At 61.0% G+C, this 23074-nt stretch carries 21 protein-coding genes; 12 read left to right on the top strand and 9 right to left on the bottom strand.

Going from position 1 to position 23074, the window contains the following annotated elements; translation table 11 throughout:
• Positions 1–11: 11 nt before the first annotated feature.
• The 4 genes from eutC to exaC form a co-directional block, all read right to left on the bottom strand.
• Complete coding sequence (eutC, locus tag QOL84_RS23670) at positions 12–845, bottom strand: ethanolamine ammonia-lyase subunit EutC (RefSeq protein ID WP_430458738.1); 834 nt, start codon at positions 843–845, stop codon at positions 12–14.
• Complete coding sequence (locus QOL84_RS23665) at positions 842–2236, bottom strand: ethanolamine ammonia-lyase subunit EutB (protein WP_045123145.1); 1395 nt, start codon at positions 2234–2236, stop codon at positions 842–844. The genes eutC and QOL84_RS23665 overlap by 4 nt, the downstream gene beginning before the upstream one ends.
• A 162-nt stretch (positions 2237–2398) precedes the next feature.
• Positions 2399–3769 (bottom strand): ethanolamine permease, encoded by a 1371-nt coding sequence (gene eat / locus QOL84_RS23660; protein WP_129395681.1) that lies wholly within the window; start codon positions 3767–3769, stop codon positions 2399–2401.
• A 310-nt stretch (positions 3770–4079) separates the two neighbouring features.
• The gene (exaC, locus tag QOL84_RS23655; RefSeq protein WP_008083670.1) at positions 4080–5600 is read right to left on the bottom strand and encodes an acetaldehyde dehydrogenase ExaC; all 1521 of its coding nucleotides are present in this window, start codon (positions 5598–5600) and stop codon (positions 4080–4082) included.
• A gap of 380 nt (positions 5601–5980) precedes the next feature.
• Here exaC and QOL84_RS23650 point away from each other — a divergent pair, with 380 nt between their 5' ends.
• From QOL84_RS23650 to QOL84_RS23635, 4 genes are all read left to right on the top strand, one after another.
• On the top strand, positions 5981–7894 hold the full coding sequence (locus tag QOL84_RS23650; RefSeq protein WP_283438795.1) for a sigma-54-dependent Fis family transcriptional regulator: 1914 nt from the start codon (positions 5981–5983) through the stop codon (positions 7892–7894).
• A gap of 573 nt (positions 7895–8467) precedes the next feature.
• Complete coding sequence (gene mpl, locus QOL84_RS23645) at positions 8468–9817, top strand: UDP-N-acetylmuramate:L-alanyl-gamma-D-glutamyl-meso-diaminopimelate ligase (RefSeq protein ID WP_129395679.1); 1350 nt, start codon at positions 8468–8470, stop codon at positions 9815–9817.
• On the top strand, positions 9814–10461 hold the full coding sequence (ubiX, locus tag QOL84_RS23640; RefSeq protein WP_007909567.1) for a flavin prenyltransferase UbiX: 648 nt from the start codon (positions 9814–9816) through the stop codon (positions 10459–10461). Before mpl ends, ubiX begins: the two co-directional genes overlap by 4 nt.
• On the top strand, positions 10454–10738 hold the full coding sequence (locus tag QOL84_RS23635) for a YceK/YidQ family lipoprotein (protein WP_053124200.1): 285 nt from the start codon (positions 10454–10456) through the stop codon (positions 10736–10738). Before ubiX ends, QOL84_RS23635 begins: the two co-directional genes overlap by 8 nt.
• A 127-nt stretch (positions 10739–10865) precedes the next feature.
• Here QOL84_RS23635 and QOL84_RS23630 read toward each other — a convergent pair whose 3' ends face one another.
• The 3 genes from QOL84_RS23630 to QOL84_RS23620 all read right to left on the bottom strand — a co-directional run bounded on the left by QOL84_RS23630 (position 10866) and on the right by QOL84_RS23620 (position 13820).
• Positions 10866–11507 carry an oxidoreductase gene (locus tag QOL84_RS23630; RefSeq protein WP_053124198.1) on the bottom strand — a complete coding sequence of 214 codons (642 nt, stop codon included), beginning with the start codon at positions 11505–11507 and terminating at the stop codon, positions 10866–10868.
• A gap of 27 nt (positions 11508–11534) precedes the next feature.
• Positions 11535–13262 carry a C13 family peptidase gene (locus QOL84_RS23625; RefSeq protein WP_283438794.1) on the bottom strand — a complete coding sequence of 576 codons (1728 nt, stop codon included), beginning with the start codon at positions 13260–13262 and terminating at the stop codon, positions 11535–11537.
• A 102-nt stretch (positions 13263–13364) separates the two neighbouring features.
• Positions 13365–13820 carry a MaoC family dehydratase gene (locus QOL84_RS23620; RefSeq protein ID WP_007909575.1) on the bottom strand — a complete coding sequence of 152 codons (456 nt, stop codon included), beginning with the start codon at positions 13818–13820 and terminating at the stop codon, positions 13365–13367.
• A 193-nt stretch (positions 13821–14013) separates the two neighbouring features.
• Here QOL84_RS23620 and QOL84_RS23615 point away from each other — a divergent pair, with 193 nt between their 5' ends.
• From QOL84_RS23615 to QOL84_RS23605, 3 genes are read left to right on the top strand one after another with little or no spacing between them, the layout of a single operon-like run.
• Positions 14014–14376, top strand: a complete 363-nt coding sequence (locus tag QOL84_RS23615) for a CidA/LrgA family protein (protein ID WP_283438793.1) — start codon at positions 14014–14016, stop codon at positions 14374–14376.
• Positions 14376–15092 carry an LrgB family protein gene (locus tag QOL84_RS23610; RefSeq protein ID WP_053124192.1) on the top strand — a complete coding sequence of 239 codons (717 nt, stop codon included), beginning with the start codon at positions 14376–14378 and terminating at the stop codon, positions 15090–15092. Before QOL84_RS23615 ends, QOL84_RS23610 begins: the two co-directional genes overlap by 1 nt.
• A 10-nt stretch (positions 15093–15102) precedes the next feature.
• Positions 15103–15693 (top strand): LON peptidase substrate-binding domain-containing protein, encoded by a 591-nt coding sequence (locus QOL84_RS23605; RefSeq protein ID WP_283438792.1) that lies wholly within the window; start codon positions 15103–15105, stop codon positions 15691–15693.
• Between the two features lie 123 nt (positions 15694–15816).
• Here the strand turns inward: QOL84_RS23605 and QOL84_RS23600 are convergent, their stop codons facing one another.
• On the bottom strand, positions 15817–17133 hold the full coding sequence (locus QOL84_RS23600; RefSeq protein WP_283438791.1) for a bifunctional DedA family/phosphatase PAP2 family protein: 1317 nt from the start codon (positions 17131–17133) through the stop codon (positions 15817–15819).
• A 127-nt stretch (positions 17134–17260) separates the two neighbouring features.
• Positions 17261–17956, bottom strand: a complete 696-nt coding sequence (locus QOL84_RS23595; protein ID WP_283439472.1) for a DNA-3-methyladenine glycosylase — start codon at positions 17954–17956, stop codon at positions 17261–17263.
• A gap of 177 nt (positions 17957–18133) precedes the next feature.
• On the opposite strand from QOL84_RS23595, the gene QOL84_RS23590 reads away from it, so the two are divergent.
• From QOL84_RS23590 to mrdA, 5 genes are all read left to right on the top strand, one after another.
• Positions 18134–19405 (top strand): glutamate-5-semialdehyde dehydrogenase, encoded by a 1272-nt coding sequence (locus QOL84_RS23590; RefSeq protein WP_283438790.1) that lies wholly within the window; start codon positions 18134–18136, stop codon positions 19403–19405.
• The gene (gene nadD, locus QOL84_RS23585) at positions 19374–20096 is read left to right on the top strand and encodes a nicotinate-nucleotide adenylyltransferase (RefSeq protein ID WP_283438789.1); all 723 of its coding nucleotides are present in this window, start codon (positions 19374–19376) and stop codon (positions 20094–20096) included. The genes QOL84_RS23590 and nadD overlap by 32 nt, the downstream gene beginning before the upstream one ends.
• A 72-nt stretch (positions 20097–20168) precedes the next feature.
• Positions 20169–20663 (top strand): ribosome silencing factor, encoded by a 495-nt coding sequence (gene rsfS, locus QOL84_RS23580; RefSeq protein WP_129395670.1) that lies wholly within the window; start codon positions 20169–20171, stop codon positions 20661–20663.
• 9 nt (positions 20664–20672) lie between these two features.
• The gene (gene rlmH / locus QOL84_RS23575; RefSeq protein WP_003185785.1) at positions 20673–21140 is read left to right on the top strand and encodes a 23S rRNA (pseudouridine(1915)-N(3))-methyltransferase RlmH; all 468 of its coding nucleotides are present in this window, start codon (positions 20673–20675) and stop codon (positions 21138–21140) included.
• Positions 21141–21150: 10 nt separating this feature from the next.
• On the top strand, positions 21151–23046 hold the full coding sequence (gene mrdA, locus QOL84_RS23570; RefSeq protein WP_283438788.1) for a penicillin-binding protein 2: 1896 nt from the start codon (positions 21151–21153) through the stop codon (positions 23044–23046).
• The last annotated feature ends 28 nt before the right edge of the window (positions 23047–23074 follow it).

The raw sequence follows: 23074 nt of genomic DNA, 5'->3' as shown, positions 1-23074 counted from the left end.
GCGGAAACGGTTCAGGTTGCGGGCGGACCGAGTAGGAAGTTTCCTTTCATGTCGACACCGGTTTCCGACTCCAGTGTGTGAACCTGTGCTTCGTCCTTCAGATTGACCCCCGACAACTGGCGCCGACAGGCTTCCCGCATCAGGTACAGCAAGCGATGCGCCGCCATGCCGTAGCTCAAGCCTTCGAGCCGCACGTTGGAGATGCAATTGCGGTAGGCATCGGTCAGTCCGACCTTTGGATTGTAGGTGAAATATAAACCCAGGCTGTCTGGCGAGCTGAGGCCGGGGCGTTCGCCGATCAGCATCACCAGCATTTTCGCGCCGAGCAATTGGCCAATTTCGTCACCGACGGCGACGCGCCCCTGTTCCACCAGCACGACGGGCGCGATCGACCAGCCATCGCTGCTCATCTGTTCTTCCAGTCGGGTAAGAAACGGCAAGGTATGCCGATGCACCGCCAGCGCCGACAAACCGTCCGCGACGACAATGGCCAGATCTACGCCGCCGGGATGCGCCGCCGTGTAATCACGCAGGCTTTGCGCCGAGTCATCGCTCAGTTTGCGTCCCAGATCAGGGCGTTGCAGGTAGCTGTTGCGATCCAGCGCCGCACTGTGCAGCAGCAGGCTCTCGCGCCCGCGTTCGTTCAGTTGCGTAGCAAGTGCTGCATGGTCGAACGGCAGGTGCACCGCATCGCGTGCTTGCGCATGGGCAAACTGGAAATCCAGTTGCGCGCGGGTTGGCAGGCTGGTGCCGGTGCGGCCGAGGGCGATCCGCGCCGGGGTCAGGCGGCGCAGCTCCAGCCAGGGGTTTTGCGGGTCGATGGGCGGTTTTTCCATGTCACTCATCCCAGTTGCGCCAGCGCCTGGCGGAAGGCCGGTGGCAGATTGTTGCCGAAACGAACCTTGCCGTCGGCCTGCGTGAAGATGCCCATGTTGGCCAGCCACTGTTCAAACTCCGGCGCTGGTTTCAGGCCGAGGGTCTGGCGCGCATAGAGCGCGTCATGAAACGAAGTGGTCTGGTAGTTGAGCATGATGTCGTCGGAGCCGGGGATGCCCATGATGAAGTTGATCCCGGCGACCCCGAGGAGTGTCAGCAGGGTGTCCATGTCGTCCTGATCGGCTTCGGCGTGGTTGGTGTAGCAGATGTCGCAGCCCATCGGCACGCCGAGCAACTTGCCGCAGAAATGGTCTTCGAGGCCGGCGCGGATGATTTGTTTGCCGTTGTAGAGGTACTCCGGGCCGATAAATCCTACGACGGTGTTCACCAGGAACGGCTTGAAATGTCGCGCCACCGCGTAGGCTCGCGTCTCGCAGGTCTGTTGATCGACGCCATGGTGGGCGTTGGCTGACAAGGCGCTGCCCTGACCGGTTTCGAAATACATCAGGTTCTGCCCGAGCGTGCCGCGATTCAGGCTCAGGCCGGCGTCATAGCCTTCCTGCAACACGTTGAGGTTGATGCCGAAACTGGCGTTGGCCGCCTCGGTGCCGGCGATGGACTGAAACACCAGATCCAGCGGCACGCCACGATTGATCGCCTCAATGGAGGTGGTGACGTGGGTCAGCACGCAGGCTTGGGTCGGGATGTCGTAGCGCTGGATGATCGCGTCGAGCATCTCCAGCATCGCGCAGATCGAAGCGATGCTGTCGGTGGCCGGGTTGATGCCGATCATCGCGTCGCCATTACCGTAGAGCAGGCCGTCGAGAATGCTCGCGGCGATGCCGGAAGGCTCGTCGGTCGGGTGGTTCGGTTGCAGGCGGGTCGACAGGCGCCCGCGCAGGCCGAGGGTGCCGCGAAATTTCGTCACCACGCGAATCTTCTGCGCCACCAACACCAGATCCTGCACGCGCATGATCTTCGATACGGCGGCGACCATTTCCGGGGTCAGGCCGGGGGCGAGATTACGCAGGCTGGTTTCATCGGCAGCGTCGCTGAGCAGCCAGTCGCGAAAACCGCCGACGGTGAGGTGGCTGACCACGGCAAACGCCTGTTTATCGTGGGTGTCGATGATCAGTCGGGTGACTTCATCGGACTCATAGGGAATCAGCGCTTCCTGCAGGAAATGCGTAAGCGGGATGTCGGCCAGCGCCATTTGCGCGGCGACGCGCTCGCCGTCGTTGAGCGCGGCGACGCCGGCGAGAAAATCCCCCGAACGGGCGGGGCTGGCCTTGGCCATGACCTCTTTGAGGCTGTCGAAGCGATAGGTCTGGGCGCCGACGGAATGGGCGAATGCGGCCACAATATCCTCCTCTAAACAATAACCCCCTGTAGGAGCTGCCGAAGGTTGCGATCTTTTGACGTTGATTTTCTAAAAACAAGATCAAAAGATCGCAGCCTGCGGCAGTTCCTACAGGGTTCCAGCACAGTGCCTGAAGGGGCGCTGTGCACTTTTATATGGCAGTTAGATACCTTCGAGCATAGCGTCTGCCGGTGCATCGGCGCGTTGCTTGGCGGTCAGCTGGAAATACAGGTAACCGGCGGCCATGAAACCGAGGAACACGCAGCCGATCAGCGTGTTGAACCACGCCATCGCGATCAGGCACACCACCGCCAGGAACAGCGCGATCGCCGGCACCACCGGATAGCCCGGCGCACGGAAGGTGCGCTCCAGGTTCGGCTCGGTTTTGCGCAGTTTGAACAGGCTGAGCATGCTGATGATGTACATCACGATCGCGCCGAACACTGACATGGTGATCATCGCTGCGGTCAGGGTCATGCCTTGCAGATTGACCAGACCGTCGCTGTAGATCGCCGCGATGCCGATCACGCCACCGGCCAGAATCGCCCGGTGCGGGGTCTGGAAGCGCGAGAGTTTGGCCAAACCTTTGGGCAGATAACCGGCGCGGGCGAGGGCGAAGAACTGCCGCGAATAACCGAGGATGATCCCGTGGAAACTCGCCACCAGCCCGAACAGGCCGATCCATACCAGCATGTGCATCCACGATGAATTGTTGCCGACCACGGCTTTCATCGCCTGCGGCAGCGGATCGTTGATGTTCGACAGTTGACGCCAGTCGCCGACGCCGCCGGCCATGACCATCACGCCGATCGCCAGAAATACCAAGGTCAGAATGCCGCTGACATAGGCTTTGGGAATCGTCCGTTTCGGGTCTTTCGCCTCTTCGGCCGCCATCGCCGCGCCCTCGATGGCGAGGAAGAACCAGATCGCGAATGGTATCGCCGCGAAGATCCCGGGGATCGAGGCCATGCTGAATTCATTCGAGCCCGACCAGCCGTTGAGCACGAAATTACTGAAGCTGAAACCCGGTGCGACCACGCCCATGAACACCAGCAACTCGGCGACGGCCAGCACGGTGACCACCAATTCGAAGGTCGCCGCAATGCTCACACCGAGGATGTTCAGTGTCATGAAGACGAAGTACGCGCCGACGGCGGCGATCTTCGGATCAAGTTCCGGATATTGCACATTCAGGTAGGCGCCGATGGCCATGGCGATGGCCGGTGGCGCAAAGACGAACTCGATCAGCGTGGCGATGCCGGCGATCAATCCGCCTTTCTCGCCGAACGCCCGCCGGCTGTAGGCAAACGGCCCGCCGGCGTGAGGAATCGCGGTAGTCAATTCGGTGAAACTGAAGATAAAGCAGGTGTACATGGTCGCGACCATCAGCGCCGTGACCAGAAAACCCAGGGTGCCTGCGGTGCCCCAGCCGTAACTCCAGCCGAAGTATTCGCCGGAAATCACCAGGCCGACGGCTATGCCCCATAGATGCAGGGTGCCGAGTGTGGGTTTGAGCTGTGTGGTGGAAGTCATAAGTCCTCGCTGTCTTTTTTATTGTTCGATTTGTTGGACTTTCGGGTGTGGCGGTTGAGGTGGATGGGTGCTGTTCACGCAGCGGCAGTTTCGGTGCAAATGCTGGATGACGGGTACGCAAGGGCCGTGCCAGAGCGGCCAGGCCTTTTGTGGTGTGTCAGTCAGGACGCCTTCGCGAGCAGGCTCGCTCCCACAGTGGATTTGTGGCGAGCCTGTGTATGTGGTGCGGCACAACTCCCTTGTGGGAGCGAGCCTGCTCGCGAAAGCGGTTGAACGGGCGACTCAGAAATATCTGAGTCGCCCAAGGGTTTTAGAAGAAGCCCAACGGATTGATGTCGTAGCTCACCAGCAGGTTTTTGGTCTGCTGATAATGATCGAGCATCATTTTATGGGTTTCACGGCCAACGCCAGACTTCTTGTACCCGCCAAACGCGGCATGCGCCGGGTACAGGTGGTAGCAGTTGGTCCACACGCGACCGGCCTTGATCGCGCGGCCCATGCGATAAGCGCGGTTGATGTCGCGGGTCCACAGACCGGCGCCGAGGCCGAACTCGGTGTCGTTGGCAATCGCCAGGGCTTCGGCTTCGTCCTTGAACGTGGTGATGCTCACCACCGGCCCGAAGATTTCTTCCTGGAACACGCGCATCTTGTTGGTGCCCTTGAGGAGGGTCGGCTGGATGTAATAGCCGGTCGACAGGTTGCCCTCGAGTTTTTCCACCTTGCCGCCAGTCAGCAGTTCGGCGCCTTCGCCCTTGGCAATTTCCAGGTAGGAAAGAATCTTGTCGAATTGCTGTTCGGATGCCTGCGCGCCGACCATGGTGTCGGTGTCCAGCGGATCGCCGCGTTTGATTTGCAGGACTTTCTTCATGACGACGGCCATGAACTCGTCGTAGATCGATTCCTGCACCAGTGCACGCGATGGGCAGGTGCAGACTTCGCCTTGGTTGAAGAAGGCCAGCACCAGACCCTCAGCAGCTTTCTCAATGAAAGTCGGTTCGGCCTGCATGATGTCTTCGAAGAAGATGTTCGGCGATTTTCCGCCCAGTTCCACGGTCGACGGAATGATGTTCTCGGCCGCGCATTTCATGATGTGCGAGCCGACCGGAGTCGAGCCGGTGAAGGCGATCTTGGCGATGCGTTTGCTGGTGGCCAGCGCTTCGCCGGCTTCTTTGCCATAGCCCTGAACAATGTTCAGCACGCCGGGTGGCAGCAGGTCGCCGATCAGTTCCAGCAACACGGTAATGCCCAGCGGGGTTTGCTCGGCAGGCTTGAGCACCACGCAGTTGCCAGCGGCCAGTGCTGGCGCGAGTTTCCACGCGGCCATCAGGATCGGGAAGTTCCACGGGATGATCTGACCGACCACGCCCAGCGGTTCATGAATGTGATAAGCCACGGTGTTGCCGTCGATTTCGGCAGCGCTGCCTTCCTGGGCGCGCAGGCAACCGGCGAAGTAACGGAAGTGGTCGGCCGCCAGCGGGATGTCGGCGTTGAGGGTTTCGCGGATGGCTTTGCCGTTGTCCCAGGTTTCGGTGATCGCCAGCAGTTCGAGGTTCTGTTCGATGCGGTCGGCGATTTTCAGCAGGATCAGCGAGCGTGCCTGCACGGAGGTCGAACCCCATGCATCGGCTGCGGCGTGAGCGGCGTCCAGTGCCTTGTCGATGTCTTCGGCTGTGGAACGCGGGAATTCGGCAATCGGTTGGCCATTCACTGGCGAGGTGTTGGTGAAGTACTGACCTTTGACAGGCGCGACGAACTCGCCGCCGATGTAGTTACCGTACTTGCTCTTGAACGAGACTTTGGCGCCTTCAGTACCGGGGTGAGCGTAACGCATGATGTTGTTCTCCTTGGCTTTGTACTTATTAGAGAAACGCGCAAGTGCGCTTGCTATAAGCGTAGAGCAAAGGCCGGGCCACCGCCGTGCAGCTCAGGTAAATCAAGGGCTTGGCGGGTTTTTGTCGGACGAGCGGATTGTGCCTGTGATGGTTTCGGTACAGACGGGGTGACAGTCTGTACCGCTTCCGGCACAGCCAGTGACCGACCGGTCCCGCCAGCATTGCAATCCACATTTACCTGGAGGATCCTCAACCCACAGCAACCCCTGTAGGAGCTGCCGAAGGCTGCGATCTTTTGATTTTGCTTTTTTGCAGATCAAGATCAAAAGATCGCAGCCTTCGGCAGCTCCTACACGGGGAATATGGAGAACAATAAGAAATGCACGACAACCATTTGAGTCGCCATGCCCAACAGGTTCTCACCGCGACCCAGGGCAAGCCGCACATGCACGGGCCGGGTGCCGATCCGTCGATTGCCCGCTCGTGGCTGCGCTGTCTTGAGGACTATCACCTCGACCCGGCGCTGACCATGGCGCCGACCGTGCTCGAACACGGTCGCGTACTGGAAAGTCGCGAACGTCTGCAACAAGTCCTGCAGATCGCCGGCAATGAAATGAGCAGCCTGCATCAACAACTCTCCGGCGCCGGCCATGCGGTGCTGCTGACCGACGCGCGCGGGGTGATCCTCAACTGCGTCACCGCGCCTGCCGAACGCAAGATATTCGAACGCGCCGGCCTCTGGCTCGGGGCGGACTGGAGCGAGGCCTGCGAAGGCACCAACGGCATCGGCACCTGCCTGGTCGAGCGCCAGGCGCTGACCATCCATCAGGACGAACACTTTCGCGGGCGCCACACCGGCCTGACCTGCTCGGCCAGCCCGGTATTCGATCCTCATGGCGAACTGCTGGCGGTACTCGACGTGTCCTCCGCGCGGCACGACGTTTCGCGGCAGAGCCAGTTCCACACCATGGCGCTGGTCAATCTGTCGGCGAAGATGATCGAGAGCTGCTATTTCCTGCGTTGCTTCGATAACCAATGGTTGCTGCGTTTTCACTTGCAGGCCGAGTCCGTCGGCCTGTTCAGCGAGGGGCTGCTGGCGTTTGACGGGGAAGGGCGGATCAGTGCGGTCAATCAGAGTGCGCTGAACCTGCTCGGGCATATTCGCGGTGGTTTGCTTGGGAAACCGGTCGAGGCGTTTTTCGATTGTTCGCTGGATGAGCTGCTTGGCCGCGCCAGCGCCAATGCCAGCGCCAGTTGGCCGCTGCGCACGCGCGACGGCCGGCATTTGTTTGCCGTGCTGAGAGGAGAGTCGCGTAAACCGGCGCCGAGCATGCCTGCGCCAGTTATGGTTGAGACTCCGCGCCTGTCGGGCATTTGCCTTGGTGATGAGGCGTTGCAGGCCGACTTCCGCAAGTCGCTGCGTGTGTTCGAACGCGATGTACCGCTGCTGATCAACGGCGAAACCGGCTCCGGCAAGGAGGCCTTCGCCAAGGCTGTGCATCAAGCCAGTCAGCGCTCAAGCAACGCCTTCGTCGCCCTCAATTGCGCGGCCATCCCGGAGAGCCTGATCGAGAGTGAACTGTTCGGCTATCGCGGCGGCAGTTTCACCGGCGCAAGAAAGGACGGCATGCGCGGCAAGTTGCAGCAGGCCGATGGCGGCACGTTGTTCCTCGATGAAATCGGCGATATGCCACTGGCCTTGCAGACCAGATTGTTGCGAGTGCTGGAGGATCGGCAAGTGGTACCGATCGGCGGCGAGCCGGAGTCGGTCAACGTGCGGATCATCAGTGCCACGCACCGCAATCTGCTGGAGCGGGTCGCCGACGGCAGCTTCCGTGAGGATTTGTATTACCGCTTGAATGGCCTGGAAGTGGCGCTGCCGGCATTGCGCGAGCGCAGTGATAAATCGCAGCTGCTGGATTTCCTGCTGGCTGAAGAGGCGGGCGGTGAGACGATCCTCATCGAAGAGCCGGCACGTCAGGCATTGCTGGCGTTCAACTGGCCGGGGAATGTGCGGCAGTTGCGCAATGTCCTGCGCACGCTGGCGGCGTTGTGTGATGAGGGGCGGATCGGGATTGAGGATTTGCCGGTGATGATTCGGCAGGGGAGTCCGGCAGTATTTGCGGTTAAGGAGTCCGATCATCCGCTGGAAGATGCCGAACGGTCGGCTTTGCTCAATGTGCTGGAGCAAACTCGCTGGCATATGACCCATACGGCGCAGCAACTGGGTGTCAGCCGCAATACTCTTTACAGGAAGCTGCGTAAGCATGGGATTGAGCGGCGAGCCAGTTAGAAGGCCCTCACCCTAGCCCTCTCCCAAAGGGAGAGGGGACTGACGGAGTCGGTCTACAGATCTACGTCGACCTGAAATATTGAGCCGAACTCAGGATTTGAAAGCACCGAGACCGGCTCCCTCTCCCAAAAGGAGAGGAGACTGACCGAGTCGGTCTACAGATCTACGTCGACCTGAAATATTGAGCCGAACTCAGGATTTGAAAGCACCGAGACCGGCTCCCTCTCCCAAAAGGAGAGGGGACTGACCGAGTCGGTCTACAGATCCACGTCGACCTGAAATATTGAGCCGAACTCAGGATTTGAAAGCACCGAGACCGGCTCCCTCTCCCAGAGGGAGAGGGGACTGATCGAGTTGATGCGGCAATTTACGTCGACCTGATTTATCGAGCCGAACTGCGGATTTGAAAGCAACGTAGATCGGCTCCCTCTCCCTCGGGAGAGGGCTGGGGTGAGGGGCCGCAATCTACAGCCGAGCCTGAACCCCAAGCCCAACCATCCCCGCTCAATCACCTAAAGAGTGCGATTTCCCCCTCCCTACGCTAACCTGCGGCCATGTTTTACGAGGTCGACTATGCACATTCATATTCTGGGTATCTGCGGGACTTTCATGGGCTCGATGGCGGTTCTGGCCAAAGAGCTGGGCCATCACGTGACCGGCTCCGACGCCAACGTCTATCCACCGATGAGCACGCAGCTTGAAGCCCAAGGCATTCAACTGACGCAGGGTTACGACCCGGCGCAGCTCGATCCGGCGCCGGATCTGGTCGTCATTGGCAACGCCATGTCGCGCGGCAATCCGGCGGTGGAATATGTACTGAACAAAGGCCTGCCTTACGTCTCCGGCCCGCAGTGGCTGGCCGATCACGTGCTGCAAGGTCGCTGGGTGCTGGCGGTTGCCGGCACTCACGGCAAAACCACCACCAGCAGCATGCTCGCCTGGGTGCTGGAACACGCCGGCATGAGCCCAGGTTTCCTCATCGGCGGCGTGCCGCAAAACTTCTCCGTATCGGCACGATTGGGCGGCACGCCGTTCTTCGTGATCGAGGCCGACGAGTACGACAGCGCGTTCTTCGACAAGCGCTCGAAATTCGTGCACTACCGTCCGCGCACGGCGATCCTCAATAACCTTGAGTTCGATCACGCCGACATCTTCCCGGATCTGCCGGCGATCGAGCGGCAATTCCATCACCTGGTGCGAACCATTCCGAGTGAAGGCCTGGTCATCCATCCGACCACCGAGCCGGCCTTGCAGCGCGTGATCGAAATGGGCTGCTGGACCCCGGTGCAAACCACCGGTGCCGGTGGTCAGTGGCAGGTCAAACTGCTCAGTGAAGACGGCTCGGCGTTCGAAGTGATGTTCGAAGGCGTGTCGCAAGGCACCGTCGAATGGGAACTGACCGGCCAGCACAACGTTGCCAACGCCTTGGCTGCCTTGGCGGCGGCGCGGCATGTTGGCGTGGTGCCATCGATGGGCATCGCTGGATTGAGCGCATTCAAGAACGTCAAACGCCGCATGGAGAAAGTCGCCGAAGTACGCGGCATCACCATCTACGACGACTTCGCGCATCACCCGACCGCCATCGCCACCACTCTCGACGGCTTGCGCAAGCGCATTGGTGACGCACCGCTGATTGCGATCATCGAGCCGCGCTCCAACTCGATGAAACTCGGCGCGCACCGCGACGGTTTGCCGGCCAGCGTGGTCGATGCCGATCAAGTGATCTGGTACGCCCCTGCCAACCTCGGCTGGGACCTCGCCGCCACCGCCGCGCTGTGCACGGTGCCGTCGATTGTCAGCGATTCACTGGAAGGCATCATTGAGCGCGTGAAGAGTCAGGCTCAGCCCGGTACTCACGTGGTGATCATGAGCAATGGCGGCTTCGGCGGCCTGCACGGCAAACTCGCCGAGGCGCTGCAATGAACACTCGTTTTGAGAGCAATGGTCCCGAACGCATCACGCTGGCGATGACCGGCGCCTCGGGTGCGCAATACGGTCTGCGCCTGCTCGATTGTCTGGTGCGCGAAGATCGCGAAGTGCATTTCCTGATTTCCAAGGCTGCGCAACTGGTGATGGCCACCGAGACCGACGTGACGCTGCCGCCCAAGCCGCAGATGATGCAGGCGTTCCTCACTGAATACACCGGGGCTGCCGCCGGGCAGATCCGCGTGTACGGCAAGGAAGACTGGATGTCGCCGGTGGCCTCGGGTTCTGGCGCGCCAGCGGCGATGGTGGTGGTGCCATGTTCGACGGGCACGTTGTCAGCCATTGCCACCGGCGCCTGCAACAACCTGATCGAGCGCGCCGCCGATGTCACTTTGAAGGAGCGTCGCCAGTTGATTCTGGTGCCGCGCGAGGCGCCGTATTCGAGCATTCATCTGGAGCACATGCTCAAACTGTCGAACATGGGCGTGACCATTCTGCCGGCCTCGCCGGGTTTCTATCACCAGCCGCAGACCATCGATGACCTGATCGATTTCGTCGTGGCGCGGATTCTCAATCTGCTGGGCATTCCCCAAGACATGCTGCCGCGTTGGGGTGAGCATCATCTGAGCAGTGATGAATAAGCTGCTGCTGATCGGGCTGGTGGTGTTGCTGACCGGGTGCGCCACGGCGCGCACCTTGGATGCGGCGAAACCGGGCGCGCCGGTGGTGTACTCCGGGACGCGGCTGGATTTGTACGCGATGAATGGCGGGTGCTGCGCGATGGATCGGTTTGGGGCTGAAGCGCCGAGCTATCCGGGTGTGGATCTGCCGGGGAGTGCGTTGCTCGATACGCTGTTGTTGCCGTTGTCATTGCTGACGGTGATCGGCGTGAGTTTTCAGGCAACAGGCGGATTGTAGTTAGACAGATCGTTCCCACGCTCCGCGTGGTAACGCCTCCGGTGACGCTCTGCGTCACGCTTTGGGACGCAGAGCGTCCGTGGCTGCATTCCCACGCAGAGCGTGGGAACGATCATGCGGCGGAAGATTATTTGCCGAGCTTGCGCAAATCATCCGACTCGATCACCCGCACCCCGTCCTGCTCTTCCAGTGCCAAACGCCACATCGCCCGTGCCAGTTGGCACGCTTCAATACCGCGATATTTACCCGGAATCAGCTTCGACAACGGCCCGGCTAACTGTTCGGCCAGACGCGGCTCCGTGCGTTCACCCAACAACAGCGAAGGTCGGCAAATGGTCAGTTGCGGCCAGTCCTGCGCACGTAAAGCCTGCTCCATTTCGCCTTTGACCCGATTGTAGAAAACCGACGACTTCGGATCGGCGCCAATCGCACTGATCACGATCAGGTGCCGCGCGCCCATCTCCCGCGCGCGTTTGGCAAACGCCACGACCATGTCCAGATCCACCGCACGAAACGCCGCTTCCGAGCCGGCCTGTTTGATCGTGGTGCCGAGGCAGCAGTAGGCGATATCGACGCGGCCGCTGAGCTGCGGCAGAAACGCCTGCGGATCACCGACCGGGTTTTCCAGGTGCGGATGCTCGGCCAATGGCCGGCGGGAAGGGGCGAGCACGCGAGAAATCGTTGGCTCGTTGAGCAAACGGTCGAGTAGATGTTCACCGGTCAAACCGGTAGCTCCGGCAAGCAATACGTGCTGAGGCGTCAAGTACATAGTGTCTCTCCCTTGATACTGTTCAGCTTAGTTGCTCTTTACCGCTCCGTCGTTCAACGCAGCACTTTGCAAAGCTTTTCTTGCTTGCTGTTTGCGCAGCAGTTGCCAGTGCGCGAGTACGGTTTTCGGCGCCCAGATCTGTGGCTCCGAGGCTTCGAAATTGTCCGCCAGTTCACGCTCGGCGACGGTGGCTTTGGCCAATTTGAAGGCTTGCTCCAGGTCATCGGTCTGGTTCAGCGCCTGGGCGAACAGCGCGTCGCCGAAGTAGGTGAAGTTGGCTTCTTCCGAGCAACCGAAGGACACCCGATCGGCGCGCGAGGCGGTCATGATCAAGGTACGTTCGTCTTTCAGCGCCGGGATAAAACCACCGGAGTAACACGAAGAGATCACGACGATCTTGTCGCGGTTTTTCAGCGGCGCCAACACGGCGGCGAGTTCATCGGCGGGCAGGTCGGCCAGCTCCATGCGCGGCTGGTCGAGCACCAGTTCATGTTCGGCGGTGCCATGGCTGGTCAGGTAGATGAACAGCAAATCTTCCGGGCCGCTGCGTTCAGCAAGGGTTTGCGCAGCGCGGCGCAGGTTCTCGCGGGTGGCCATCGGCCGGTCGGCCAGGTGATCGCGGTGGTTGACCAGACGGATCTGGCCATAGGCGCCGAAGCGTGTGTTGAGCATGTTGGCGACGTAATCGGATTCACGCAGGAACACGCTCTGCTTGCCGTCGCCGCCGAGGGTCAGGGTGTACAGCTCAACCGCTGGCGTCGACGCGGGGATGGCGGCCAAGGCGTCATCGAGCAGGCGGCCCTGAGCGAGCAAGCCGAGTTCAAGGGTGTCGGGCAACAACTTGCCGTCGGCATCGCGCACGCGCTGGCCGTTGATCCAGGTGCCGCTCATGACGCTGCCATCGGTCAGCACCAAGGTGCCGCGCCCGGAGTAACTGTCGTTGTCGAAGCCACCGATGTAGAAGCTGCCATCGGACAGGTTCAAGCGCCCCTGGCCGCTGAAGCGCCAGTCGTTGAAGGCGCCGATGTAATGGCTGCCGTCGGCACCGATCAACTCACCCTTGCCAGTCAGTGCGCCTTCCTTGAACTGGCCGAGCCAGACATCGCCGTCAGCATTTTCGTAGCGGCCCTTGCCGTGCAATTGATTGTTCTTGAAACCGCCGACGTAGATGTCGCCGTCGGCGCTGTTGAACGTGCCGTTGCCTTCCAGCTGACCATTGACGAAATGCCCGCTGAACGTGTTGCCGCTGGCGTCGCCACGCTGGCCTTCGCCGTTGGGTTTGCCGTGGGCGAACTGGCCTTGATAGGAACTGCCGTCGTCCATCTCGAGACGGCCGAGGCCGGAATACTGGTCAGCCTTGAACTCGCCACGGTAGGTCATGGCGTTTTCTTTCAGGGTGCCTTCGCCTTCGCGCCGGCCTTGCTTGAAGCCCCCGGTGTAACTGCTGGCGTTGGTGGTCAGACTGCCCTGGCCATCGAACAAGCCTTGCTGAAATTGCCCGCGATAGACTTCGCCATTGCTGCCATGCCATTCGCCCTGACCGTGCCATTGACCCTTGTCGAACTGGCCGGCGTACCAGCTGCCGTTGGGGTAGTCGACGCGCCCCTGGCCTTGCAGCAAGCCGTTGACCAGTTCACCGCGATAGCGACCGCCGTCCGGCAGGCGCGCATCTGGCGGCAACAGTGATTCGCCGTCGCCGCAAGCGGTGAGCATCAAGGTCAGGGCAATGGGTGCAAGAGAAGCGAGTGAGCGCATAGCGGGATCCGGGCAATTAGGCGACCGAGTATGCCGCAGCTATGCGTCGCATAAATAGAGAGGTGACGCGAAACAGCGTGCGCTGCTTCGCATCCGGAACGTTTAGACGAAGCAGAGCGACAATGGCTCGGCGATGTAGGCCGGTTTGTCCGAACCTTCTATCTCAAGCGTTGCGGTCGCTTTGAGCAGCCATTGGCCAGGCTTTTTCTCGGTCACTTCGCCCAGATCGACCTTCAGGCGAACTTTCGAATTGACCTTCACTGGCTGGATGAAACGCACGCTGTCCAGACCATAGTTGACCACCATCTTCACGCCTTGCGGCAGGATGAGGATGTCTTCCATCAATTTCGGGATCAGCGACAACGACAGGAAACCGTGGGCAATGGTGCTGCCAAATGGCGTTTGCGCGGCTTTGACCGGGTCGACGTGAATGAACTGATAATCACCGGTGGCTTCGGCGAACAGGTTGATGCGTTCCTGATCGATGGTGAGCCATTCGGAACGTCCGAGTTCCTTGCCGACATAATCTTTGAGCTCTGCAACTGGAACATAGGGCATTGAGACTCTCCTTGGGTTCATCGGTTTTATAGTTTTTTCGGTGGGGGATTTGACCGCCCTGCGAACCACTGTAGATCATCATGGCGATTTGCTCCGGTCAACCGACCATGCTTTTGGCGAATGCCGATCCATAGCGCAGGCGTGCTTATAATGCCCAGCCCCTGCTGGGTGAAAAGTAAGACGGAGATGTCGGATGTTGCTACGTGGCCTGACCCTGCTGGTGCTGTTTCAATTGCTCGGCACGGCGCTCAATCACTTGTTGTTGCCGGTGCTGCCGGGGCCGATCATCGGTCTGCTGTTGTTACTGATCTTCCTGATTGTTCGCGGTGAAGTCGGCGAGCCGCTGAATCTCGCGGCCGGCAGCCTGCTGCGTTATCTGCCGCTGTTGCTGGTGCCGCCAGCCGTCGGCGTGATGGTTTACGCAACGGCGATTGCTGCCGATTTCTGGGCGATTGTCGGCGCGCTGGTGGTGTCGCTGATTCTGTCGATGGCTTTTGCCGGCGTGCTGATGCAGCGCATGGTCAAGCGTCACGCGCACCGTTCGGAGGACTCCTGATGCTCTTCGACTGGCAAGGCGCCTGGGCGTCGGTCATCCATCATCCGCTGTTCGGTATCGGCATCACCCTCGGTGCCTATCAATTGGTCTTGGCGGCGTTCGAAAAAACCCGTTGGATCTTTCTGCAACCGGTGTTGGTCTCCATGTTGTTGGTGATCGGTGTGCTGGTCGGCTGTGGCCTGACCTACGCCGAGTACCGCAAGAGCACCGAGATCCTCAGCATTCTGCTCGGCCCGGCCACCGTGGCGCTCGCGGTGCCGCTGTACCTCAACCTGCGGCGTATTCGCCAATTGTTCTGGCCGATTTTTACTACGCTGGTGATAGGTGGAGTGGTGGCGACGGGCATGGGCGTGCTGTTGGGCTGGTGGTTCGGCGCCGAGCACATGATCCTGATGACCATGGCGCCGAAGTCGGTGACCTCACCGATTGCGATGCTGGTGGCTGAACAGATCGGTGGCGTCGCGGCGCTGGCAGCGGTGTTCGTGTTGATCACCGGGGTGATCGGCGCGATCTTCGGCCCGGCGCTGTTGACCCGTCTCGGCGTGCACAGCCCCGAGGCGCGCGGCATGGCGCTGGGCATGACCGCGCATGCGGTCGGCACCTCGGTGGCATTGCAGGAAAGTGATGAGTGCGGCGCCTTCGCGGCGCTGGCGATGAGTCTGATGGGCGTGGCCACGGCAGTGTTCCTGCCGCTGGCGGTGTCGATGGTGGTGTAAGGAAATGTCTATGAGTCTGCCGCTTTTCCCGCTGAACACAGTGCTGTTTCCCGGCTGCAACCTCGACTTGCAGATCTTCGAGGCGCGCTACCTCGACATGATCGGCCGCTGCATGAAGCAGGGCGGCGGTTTTGGCGTGGTGTGCATCCTGGAAGGCAGCGAAGTCGGCCTCGCGCCGGAAGGCTATGCGCTGGTCGGTTGCGAAGCACGCATCACCGACTTCCAGCAGCAGGACAACGGGTTGCTGGGGATTCGCGTGCAGGGCGGTCGCCGCTTCAGTGTGTTGCGCACTGAAGTGCAGCGCGATCAGCTGATCCTCGCCGAGGTCGAGTGGCTGGATGACGATCCCGAGCAACCGTTGCAGGATGAAGACGCCGATCTGGTGGCGCTGCTCAGGGCGCTGGCGGAACACCCGATGGTCGAAGCTTTGAACATGGGCACCGAAGCGCTCGGTCAGCAGTCGCTGGCCAATCAGCTGGCGTATCTGTTGCCGTTCGCCGAGGAAGACAAGATCGACCTGCTGCAACTCGACGATCCGCAGCAGCGACTGGATGCGATCCAGGCGCTGCTTGATGAGTTGCAGGGCGAACTGTTTGCCTGAAACATCGTAAAAGATCGCAGCCTGCGGCAGCTCCTACACGATTTGATTCCACATGCGCGCGATGTGTCGGGCGTGAAATGGAATCCCATGTAGGAGCTGCCGCAGGCTGCGATCTGTTGATCTTCAATAGGCGTAACGCAACATCGTCCCCGGCAAATGCCTAAACACAAACAAACTGAACAACACCACCAACGCCGGCAAAACCAGCCACCAGACCCTGACCGGCATCGCATTCAGCGGCGCCTTGCGCTGGCTCAGCCACAAGCCCGCCGCACACACGCACGTCGCCAGCATCGCCCCCGCCAGAACATCCGTCGGCCAGTGCGCCCCGAGATAAACCCGCGACAAGGCAATCGACAGCGCCGGAATGCACCCGAGCAGCAGCCAGGTCAGGCGCATGCGCGGCGGTTGCCCACGGCCGGCGAGTACCGCGAGTACCAGAAACAGCGCAAACGAACCCGAAGCGTGACCACTCGGCATGCTGTAACTGGTCAGTGGGTCACTCAGCACTTCCGGGCGCACCCGGGCGAAAAACATCTTTGTGCCGGTGTTGAGCAATGCTGTGCACAGCAACACGCCACCGGCGAAAATTGCCTGGCGCCATTGCCGGCACAGCAACAACAGGCCAGTGAGCAGGGCGCTGAACATCAGCATGTTGCGGAATTCGCCGATCAGGGTGAACGTCACCGCGATCTCATCGAGCATCGGTTGGCGATGTTCCTGCACCAGCGTCATCACGCCTTGGTCGAGTGCTGTCAGGTATGGATAGCCGATGAACAGGCCGATCAGGATCAACAGGCTCATGCTGCTGATCCAGATTGTCGCGCGACGGTGGCGGCGCAGGCTGCTGTTGACGCTGAGGCCGACCATCACGGCAATACTGGCCGCGACAATCCCGGCTTGCAGCCAGAAACCTTCCGGCAATGGCAGGCGAATCGCCGCGCCAGTGGCCCAGCCCGGCAACAGGTACGCGACGCTCCAGCCAGCAGCGGCCAGCAGGCTGACGGCGGCGAAACGCGGGAAGGGCATGTCGCACATGCCGGCGACCATCGGCAGCATCGGCCGCAACGGGCCAATAAACCGCCCGACCAGCAGACTGGCGATGCCATAACGCTGGAAGTAGCTCTCGGCACCGGCCATCCATTCCGGATGATGACGCAGCCCCGGCAGACGGCGGATGTTCTGGTGGAAGTGGCGACCGAGGAAATACGAGATCAGATCGCCGAGAATCCCGCCAAGGAAACCCAGCAGCAAGGTTTCACTCAGCGACAGTGCGCCGCTGCCGGCGAGCACCGCGATGGCAAACAACAACACCGTGCCGGGCACGATCAAACCGGCAATCGCCAGGCATTCCACGCAGGCGACAATGAATACCGCTGCGGCAAGCCACTGCGGGTTGGCTGCCAGCCAGCCGGTCACGCTATCGAGCCATGGGCCCATACCAAAAAACTCCAAATCATTAATGGCCCCCGTGTAGGAGCTGCCGAAGGCTGCGATCTTTTGATCCTGATACTTAAAACAAGATCAAAAGATCGCAGCCTTCGGCAGCTCCTACATGGGTTTGTGTTTACAGCAGGAAATAGTCGCGGCCTTCGACCTGGCCGCGTCGCAGCGGGTTCCGTGTGCACCATTGCGCATAGGCTGCGTCGACGAAGCGGTACATCAAGTGTTCGTCACGGCCGTGGGGAATGCCCAAACGGGTGGTCTGGATAATGTGTGCAGGCGCAGGCCCGGTATCTTCTACCAGAAGCACTTCATGATCGAAACGCTTGGCATCCCACACCGGTACTTTCAACCCCAGCGCCTTGCACAACAAAGTCTGCCCACCGCAGAGCTTTTGCGACGGTCGCGCACGGCCCTGCGCATCGGGATTGTTCAGCAGCATCTGCGCCAGACTCGCCGGGCCACTGATTTCATCGACCCATGGATAGGCGGATTTGATCAATACCGCGTTGCCCGGGCCCTGCGCGCTGAAGTTCAGCGAATCGCCGCCACGGGCGTAATACATATAGATGTGGCCGCCATCAAGAAACAAAGCCTTACGCTTTTCTGTGTAGCCAAGAGACGCGTGGCTGCCTTTTTCCGCGCAGTAATACGCTTCGGTTTCGATGATCCGCGCGCTGAGCCAGAGGTCGCCGACGCGATGACGGATGACTTTGCCGAGCAATTCCTTGGCCAGCACTTGGGCGTCACGGTCAAAAAAAGCGTCCGGGAGCCCCAGCGGCAGGCGCTCGGCGTGGGAGCGAACGGTCAGGTTGGACATGGCAGGCAAGGTTTATCCAGGCTGAAGAGATCGTGATGATAACAATCCGCAGCTTAATTACGCCTGAACGTCGGCGATTCGCGGTTCATTTTGACCATCCGCCCGTCACCGCTGTTAGTCCCGGGACGCGACAGCTATAATCTGCCGCTTTCCTCTTTGCCAAGACCCCAGCAGACCATGACTGAGTCCGTTCTTGACTACATGACCCGATTGGGTCGCGCCGCCCGCGAAGCCTCCCGGGTCATCGGCCGTGCCAGCACCGCGCAGAAAAACCGCGCCTTGCAGGCTGCTGCCAATGCCCTGGACGCCGCGCGCGCCGAGCTTGCTGCAGCCAATGAACAGGATCTGGCCGCCGGCCGCGCCAATGGTCTCGAGCCCGCTTTGCTGGAACGTCTGGAACTGACCCCGGCGCGCATCGACGGCATGATCGTCGGTCTGCGTCAGGTGGCTGCGCTGCCGGACCCGGTCGGCGCGATCCGTGACATGAGTTTCCGTCCGTCGGGCATTCAGGTCGGCAAGATGCGGGTGCCGCTGGGCGTGATCGGGATCATCTACGAATCCCGTCCCAACGTGACCATCGATGCCGCCAGCCTGTGCCTGAAGTCCGGCAACGCGACCATCCTGCGCGGTGGCTCCGAGGCGATTCACTCCAACCGTGCCATTGCCACGTGCATTCAGCGCGGTCTGGCCGAGGCCGAATTGCCCGCCGCCGTGGTGCAAGTGGTCGAAACCACCGATCGTGCGGCTGTCGGCGCGATGATCACCATGCCCGAGTACGTCGACGTGATCGTGCCGCGCGGTGGCCGTGGCCTGATCGAACGTATCAGCCGTGATGCCCGCGTGCCGGTGATCAAGCATCTGGACGGCATCTGCCACGTTTACGTCAGTGCCCATGCCGATCTGCCGAAAGCCCAGCGCATCGCCTTCAATGCCAAGACCTATCGCTACGGTATCTGCGGTGCGATGGAAACGCTGCTGGTTGACCAGACTGTTGCCAAGGATTTCCTGCCGTCGATGGCGGCCCAGTTCCGCGAAAAAGGCGTCGAGCTGCGTGGCTGCGAGCGCACCCGGGCGATCATCGACGCGGTTGCCGCCAGCGAAGACGACTGGAACACCGAGTATCTGGCGCCGGTCCTGTCGATCCGTGTGGTCGACGGTCTGGATCAGGCCATCGAACACATCAACCATTACGGCTCCCATCACACCGACTCGATCGTCAGCGAAAACCTCGCCGACACCCGTCGTTTTGTCGCGGAAGTCGACTCGGCGTCGGTGATGATCAACACCCCGACGTGCTTTGCCGATGGATTTGAATACGGATTGGGTGCCGAGATCGGCATTTCTACTGATAAGCTGCACGCCCGTGGCCCGGTGGGCCTCGAAGGACTGACCTGCGAGAAGTACATCGTGGTCGGTGATGGTCAGTTGCGCGGCCAGGCGACGGTCTGACTTGACCGACCTCGACCTGACAGCGCCGCAAGCCGGCAGCGAGTCCCGTCCACGCCGCATTGGCGTGCTGGGCGGCACGTTCGACCCTGTGCACATCGGCCATTTGCGCGGTGGCCTGGAAGTTGCCGAAGCGCTGGCGCTCGATGAGTTACGCCTGACGCCAAGCGCGCGGCCGCCGCATCGCAACACGCCGCAAGTGTCGGCGCAGGACCGCCTGGCGATGGTCGAGTGCGCGGTGGCCGGAGTGCCGCCGCTGGTGGTGGACGCCCGCGAATTGCAGCGGGACAAACCGTCCTACACCATTGATACCCTGGAGTTGATGCGTGCCGAAATGGCCGCCGAGACCCAGGTTTTTCTGCTTTTGGGCTGGGACGCATTTTGCGGCCTGCCCACTTGGCATCGCTGGGAAGAGTTGCTCCAGCATTGCCACATCCTGGTGCTACAGCGCCCGGACGCCGACAGCGAACCGCCGGATGCCTTGCGCAACCTGCTGGCAGCGCGTTCGGTGAGCGACCCGCTGGCCCTGAAAGGGCCGAGCGGACAGATTGCATTCGTCTGGCAGACACCGCTCGCGGTTTCCGCCACCCAGATCCGTCAACTGCTGGCCAGCGGTAAGTCGGTACGTTTCCTGGTGCCCGACGCGGTCCTGGCCTACATCGATGCGCACGGTCTTTACCGTGCGTCGAACTGAACAAGGCGTGCTTCACTGATACGAATCCACGTGTCGCCAAGCCGCCGAATATATGAGCAAAACGAGTTTTATATGACTGACAAAGACCTACCGAAAGTAAAACGCAAAGGCACATTCAAGAGCGCTCCGCTGCCAGAGCCGGTCAATACCAATGAGCCGCTGAAGGGCGACGAACTGGTCAAGCTGGCCGTAGCTGCCCTGGAAGACGTCAAGGCACAAGACATCCAGATCATCGATGTTCGCGACAAGCAGAGCATCACGGACTACATGATCATCGCCACCGGTACTTCCAACCGCCAGATCAACGCGATGCTCGACAAGGTTCGCGAAGAAGTCAAAAAGCAGGGCGCCAAGCCGCTGGGCGAAGAAGGCAAGGGCGACAGCGACTGGGTGCTGTTGGACCTGGACCTGGTGATCGTGCACATGATGACTGCCTCGGCACGTCAGTTCTATGACCTGGAACGCCTGTGGGCCGGTGCCGAGCAAAGCCGTGCGGCCGACGCCAAGCACCACAGCCCGGAAAACACCCACGAGCATTTCACCAAGCTCAACAAAGACCAGCTGTAAGGGATTGCTGTGCGACTGCGCCTGATCGCCGTCGGTTCACGCATGCCCAAGTGGGTGGAAGAAGGCTGGCATGAATATGCCAAGCGTCTTCCGTCCGAGCTGGCGCTGGAACTGGTGGAAATTCCGCTCAATACCCGTGGCAAGAATGCCGACGTGGCCCGTTTCATCCGCCAGGAAGGCGAAGCCATGCTGGCCAAGGTCGGGCCGAACGAGCGGATCGTCACGCTGGAAGTCCACGGCAAGCCCTGGAGCACCGAGCAACTGGCGGTCGAACTCGACCGTTGGCGGCTGGATTCGCGCACGGTCAATTTCATGGTCGGTGGCCCGGAAGGGCTGGCGCCGGAAGTCTGCGCCCGCGCCGATCAGCGCTGGTCGTTGTCGCCGCTGACGTTGCCGCACCCGTTGGTGCGGATCCTCATCGGCGAACAGTTGTATCGTGCCTGGACCGTGTTGTCCGGTCACCCTTACCACAAGTAATCCTGCCCTCATGTCTCAGCCGATCCGCATCAAGGACCACGAAAAGGACGCACGCCTGGTGCGTAGCCGCGTCGTGTTCGGGGCCATTGCGATCGTGATGCTGATCGGCGTGTTGATTGCGCGGCTGTATTACTTGCAGGTGATCCAGTACGAGTACCACTCGACGCTGTCGGAAAACAACCGCGTCCACGTGCAGCCGATTCCGCCGACGCGCGGGCTGATTTTCGACCGCAACGGCGTGGTGGTGGCGGACAACCGTCCAAGCTTCAGCCTGAGCATGACCCGCGAGCGCTCCGGCGACTGGCAGCAAGTGCTCGACGTCATCGTCGAAGTGCTGGAGCTGACGCCCGAGGACCGGGTGATTTTCGAGAAGCGCATGCGTCAGGGCCGCCGGCCGTTCGAGCCGGTGCCGATCCTGTTCGAGCTGACTGAAGAGCAGATCGCCCGCATCGCCGTGAACCAGTTCCGCCTGCCCGGCGTGGAAGTGGTCGCGCAGCTGGTCCGTCACTACCCGCAGGGCGCGCATTTTGCGCACTCGGTGGGTTACATGGGGCGGATCAACGAGAAAGAGCTGAAGAGCCTCGATCCGGTCAACTACAGCGGCACCCATCACATTGGCAAAACCGGTATCGAGCGTTTCTACGAGCCGGAATTGCACGGTCAGGTCGGTTACGAAGAAGTCGAGACCAACGCCCGTGGCCGCGTCTTGCGCGTGCTCAAGCGCACCGATCCGATTCCCGGCAAGGACATCGTCCTCAGCCTCGACATCAAGTTGCAGGAAGCCGCCGAGGCTGCACTGGGCGGGCGTCGTGGCGCCGTGGTTGCGCTCGATCCGAAGACCGGTGAAGTGCTGGCGATGGTCAGTCAGCCGAGCTTCGACCCGAACCTGTTCGTTACCGGCATCAGCTTCAAGGCGTACGCCGAGTTGCGCGACTCGATCGACCGACCGCTGTTCAACCGCGTATTGCGCGGTCTGTATCCGCCGGGTTCGACGATCAAACCGGCGGTGGCGATTGCCGGTCTTGATTCCGGCGTAGTCACGGCTTCGAGCCGGGTGTTCGACCCGGGCTACTACATGCTGCCCAACTACGATCACAAATACCGCAACTGGAACCGCACCGGTGACGGCTTTGTCGACCTCGACACGGCGATCATGCGTTCCAACGACACCTACTTCTATGACCTGGCGCACAAGCTCGGCATTGATCGGTTGTCGACGTACATGAACAAGTTCGGCATCGGCCAGAAGGTCTCGCTGGACATGTTCGAAGAATCTCCAGGCCTGATGCCGTCGCGCGAATGGAAGCGGGCGACGCGCAAACAGGCGTGGTTCCCGGGTGAAACGCTGATTCTCGGGATCGGCCAGGGCTACATGCAATCGACCCCGCTGCAACTGGCCCAGGCCACGGCACTGGTGGCCAACAAAGGCGTGTGGAACCGTCCGCACCTGGCGAAATCCCTCGAAGGGGTGAAGCCGGTTGACGAAAACCCGATGCCGGACATTGTCCTGCGCGATCCGTCGGACTGGAACAAGGTCAACCACGGCATGCAGCAGGTGATGCACGGTGCTCGCGGTACCGCGCGCAAAGCCGCCATCGGTGCGCAATACCGCATCGCCGGCAAGTCGGGTACCGCCCAGGTCGTCGCGATCAAGCAAGGTGAGAAGTACGACCGCTCCAAGGTTCAGGAACGCCACCGCGACCACGCCTTGTTCGTTGGATTTGCCCCGGCCGATGACCCGCGAATCGTGGTCTCGGTGATGGTCGAGAACGGTGAGTCCGGTTCCGGCGTCGCTGCGCCCGTCGTGCGTCAGGTCATGGACGCCTGGCTGCTCGATCAGGACGGACGTTTGAAGGCCGAATACGCCAGCCCAATCAGTGCGGAGGCTACGGCCCGTGATGAATAACTTTGATCGCATGCTCTCCAGTGAGGAT

The sequence above is a fragment of the Pseudomonas helmanticensis genome (assembly GCF_900182985.1).
Lineage (GTDB): Bacteria > Pseudomonadota > Gammaproteobacteria > Pseudomonadales > Pseudomonadaceae > Aquipseudomonas > Aquipseudomonas helmanticensis.
This window is presented reverse-complemented; position numbering and strand designations above follow the sequence as displayed.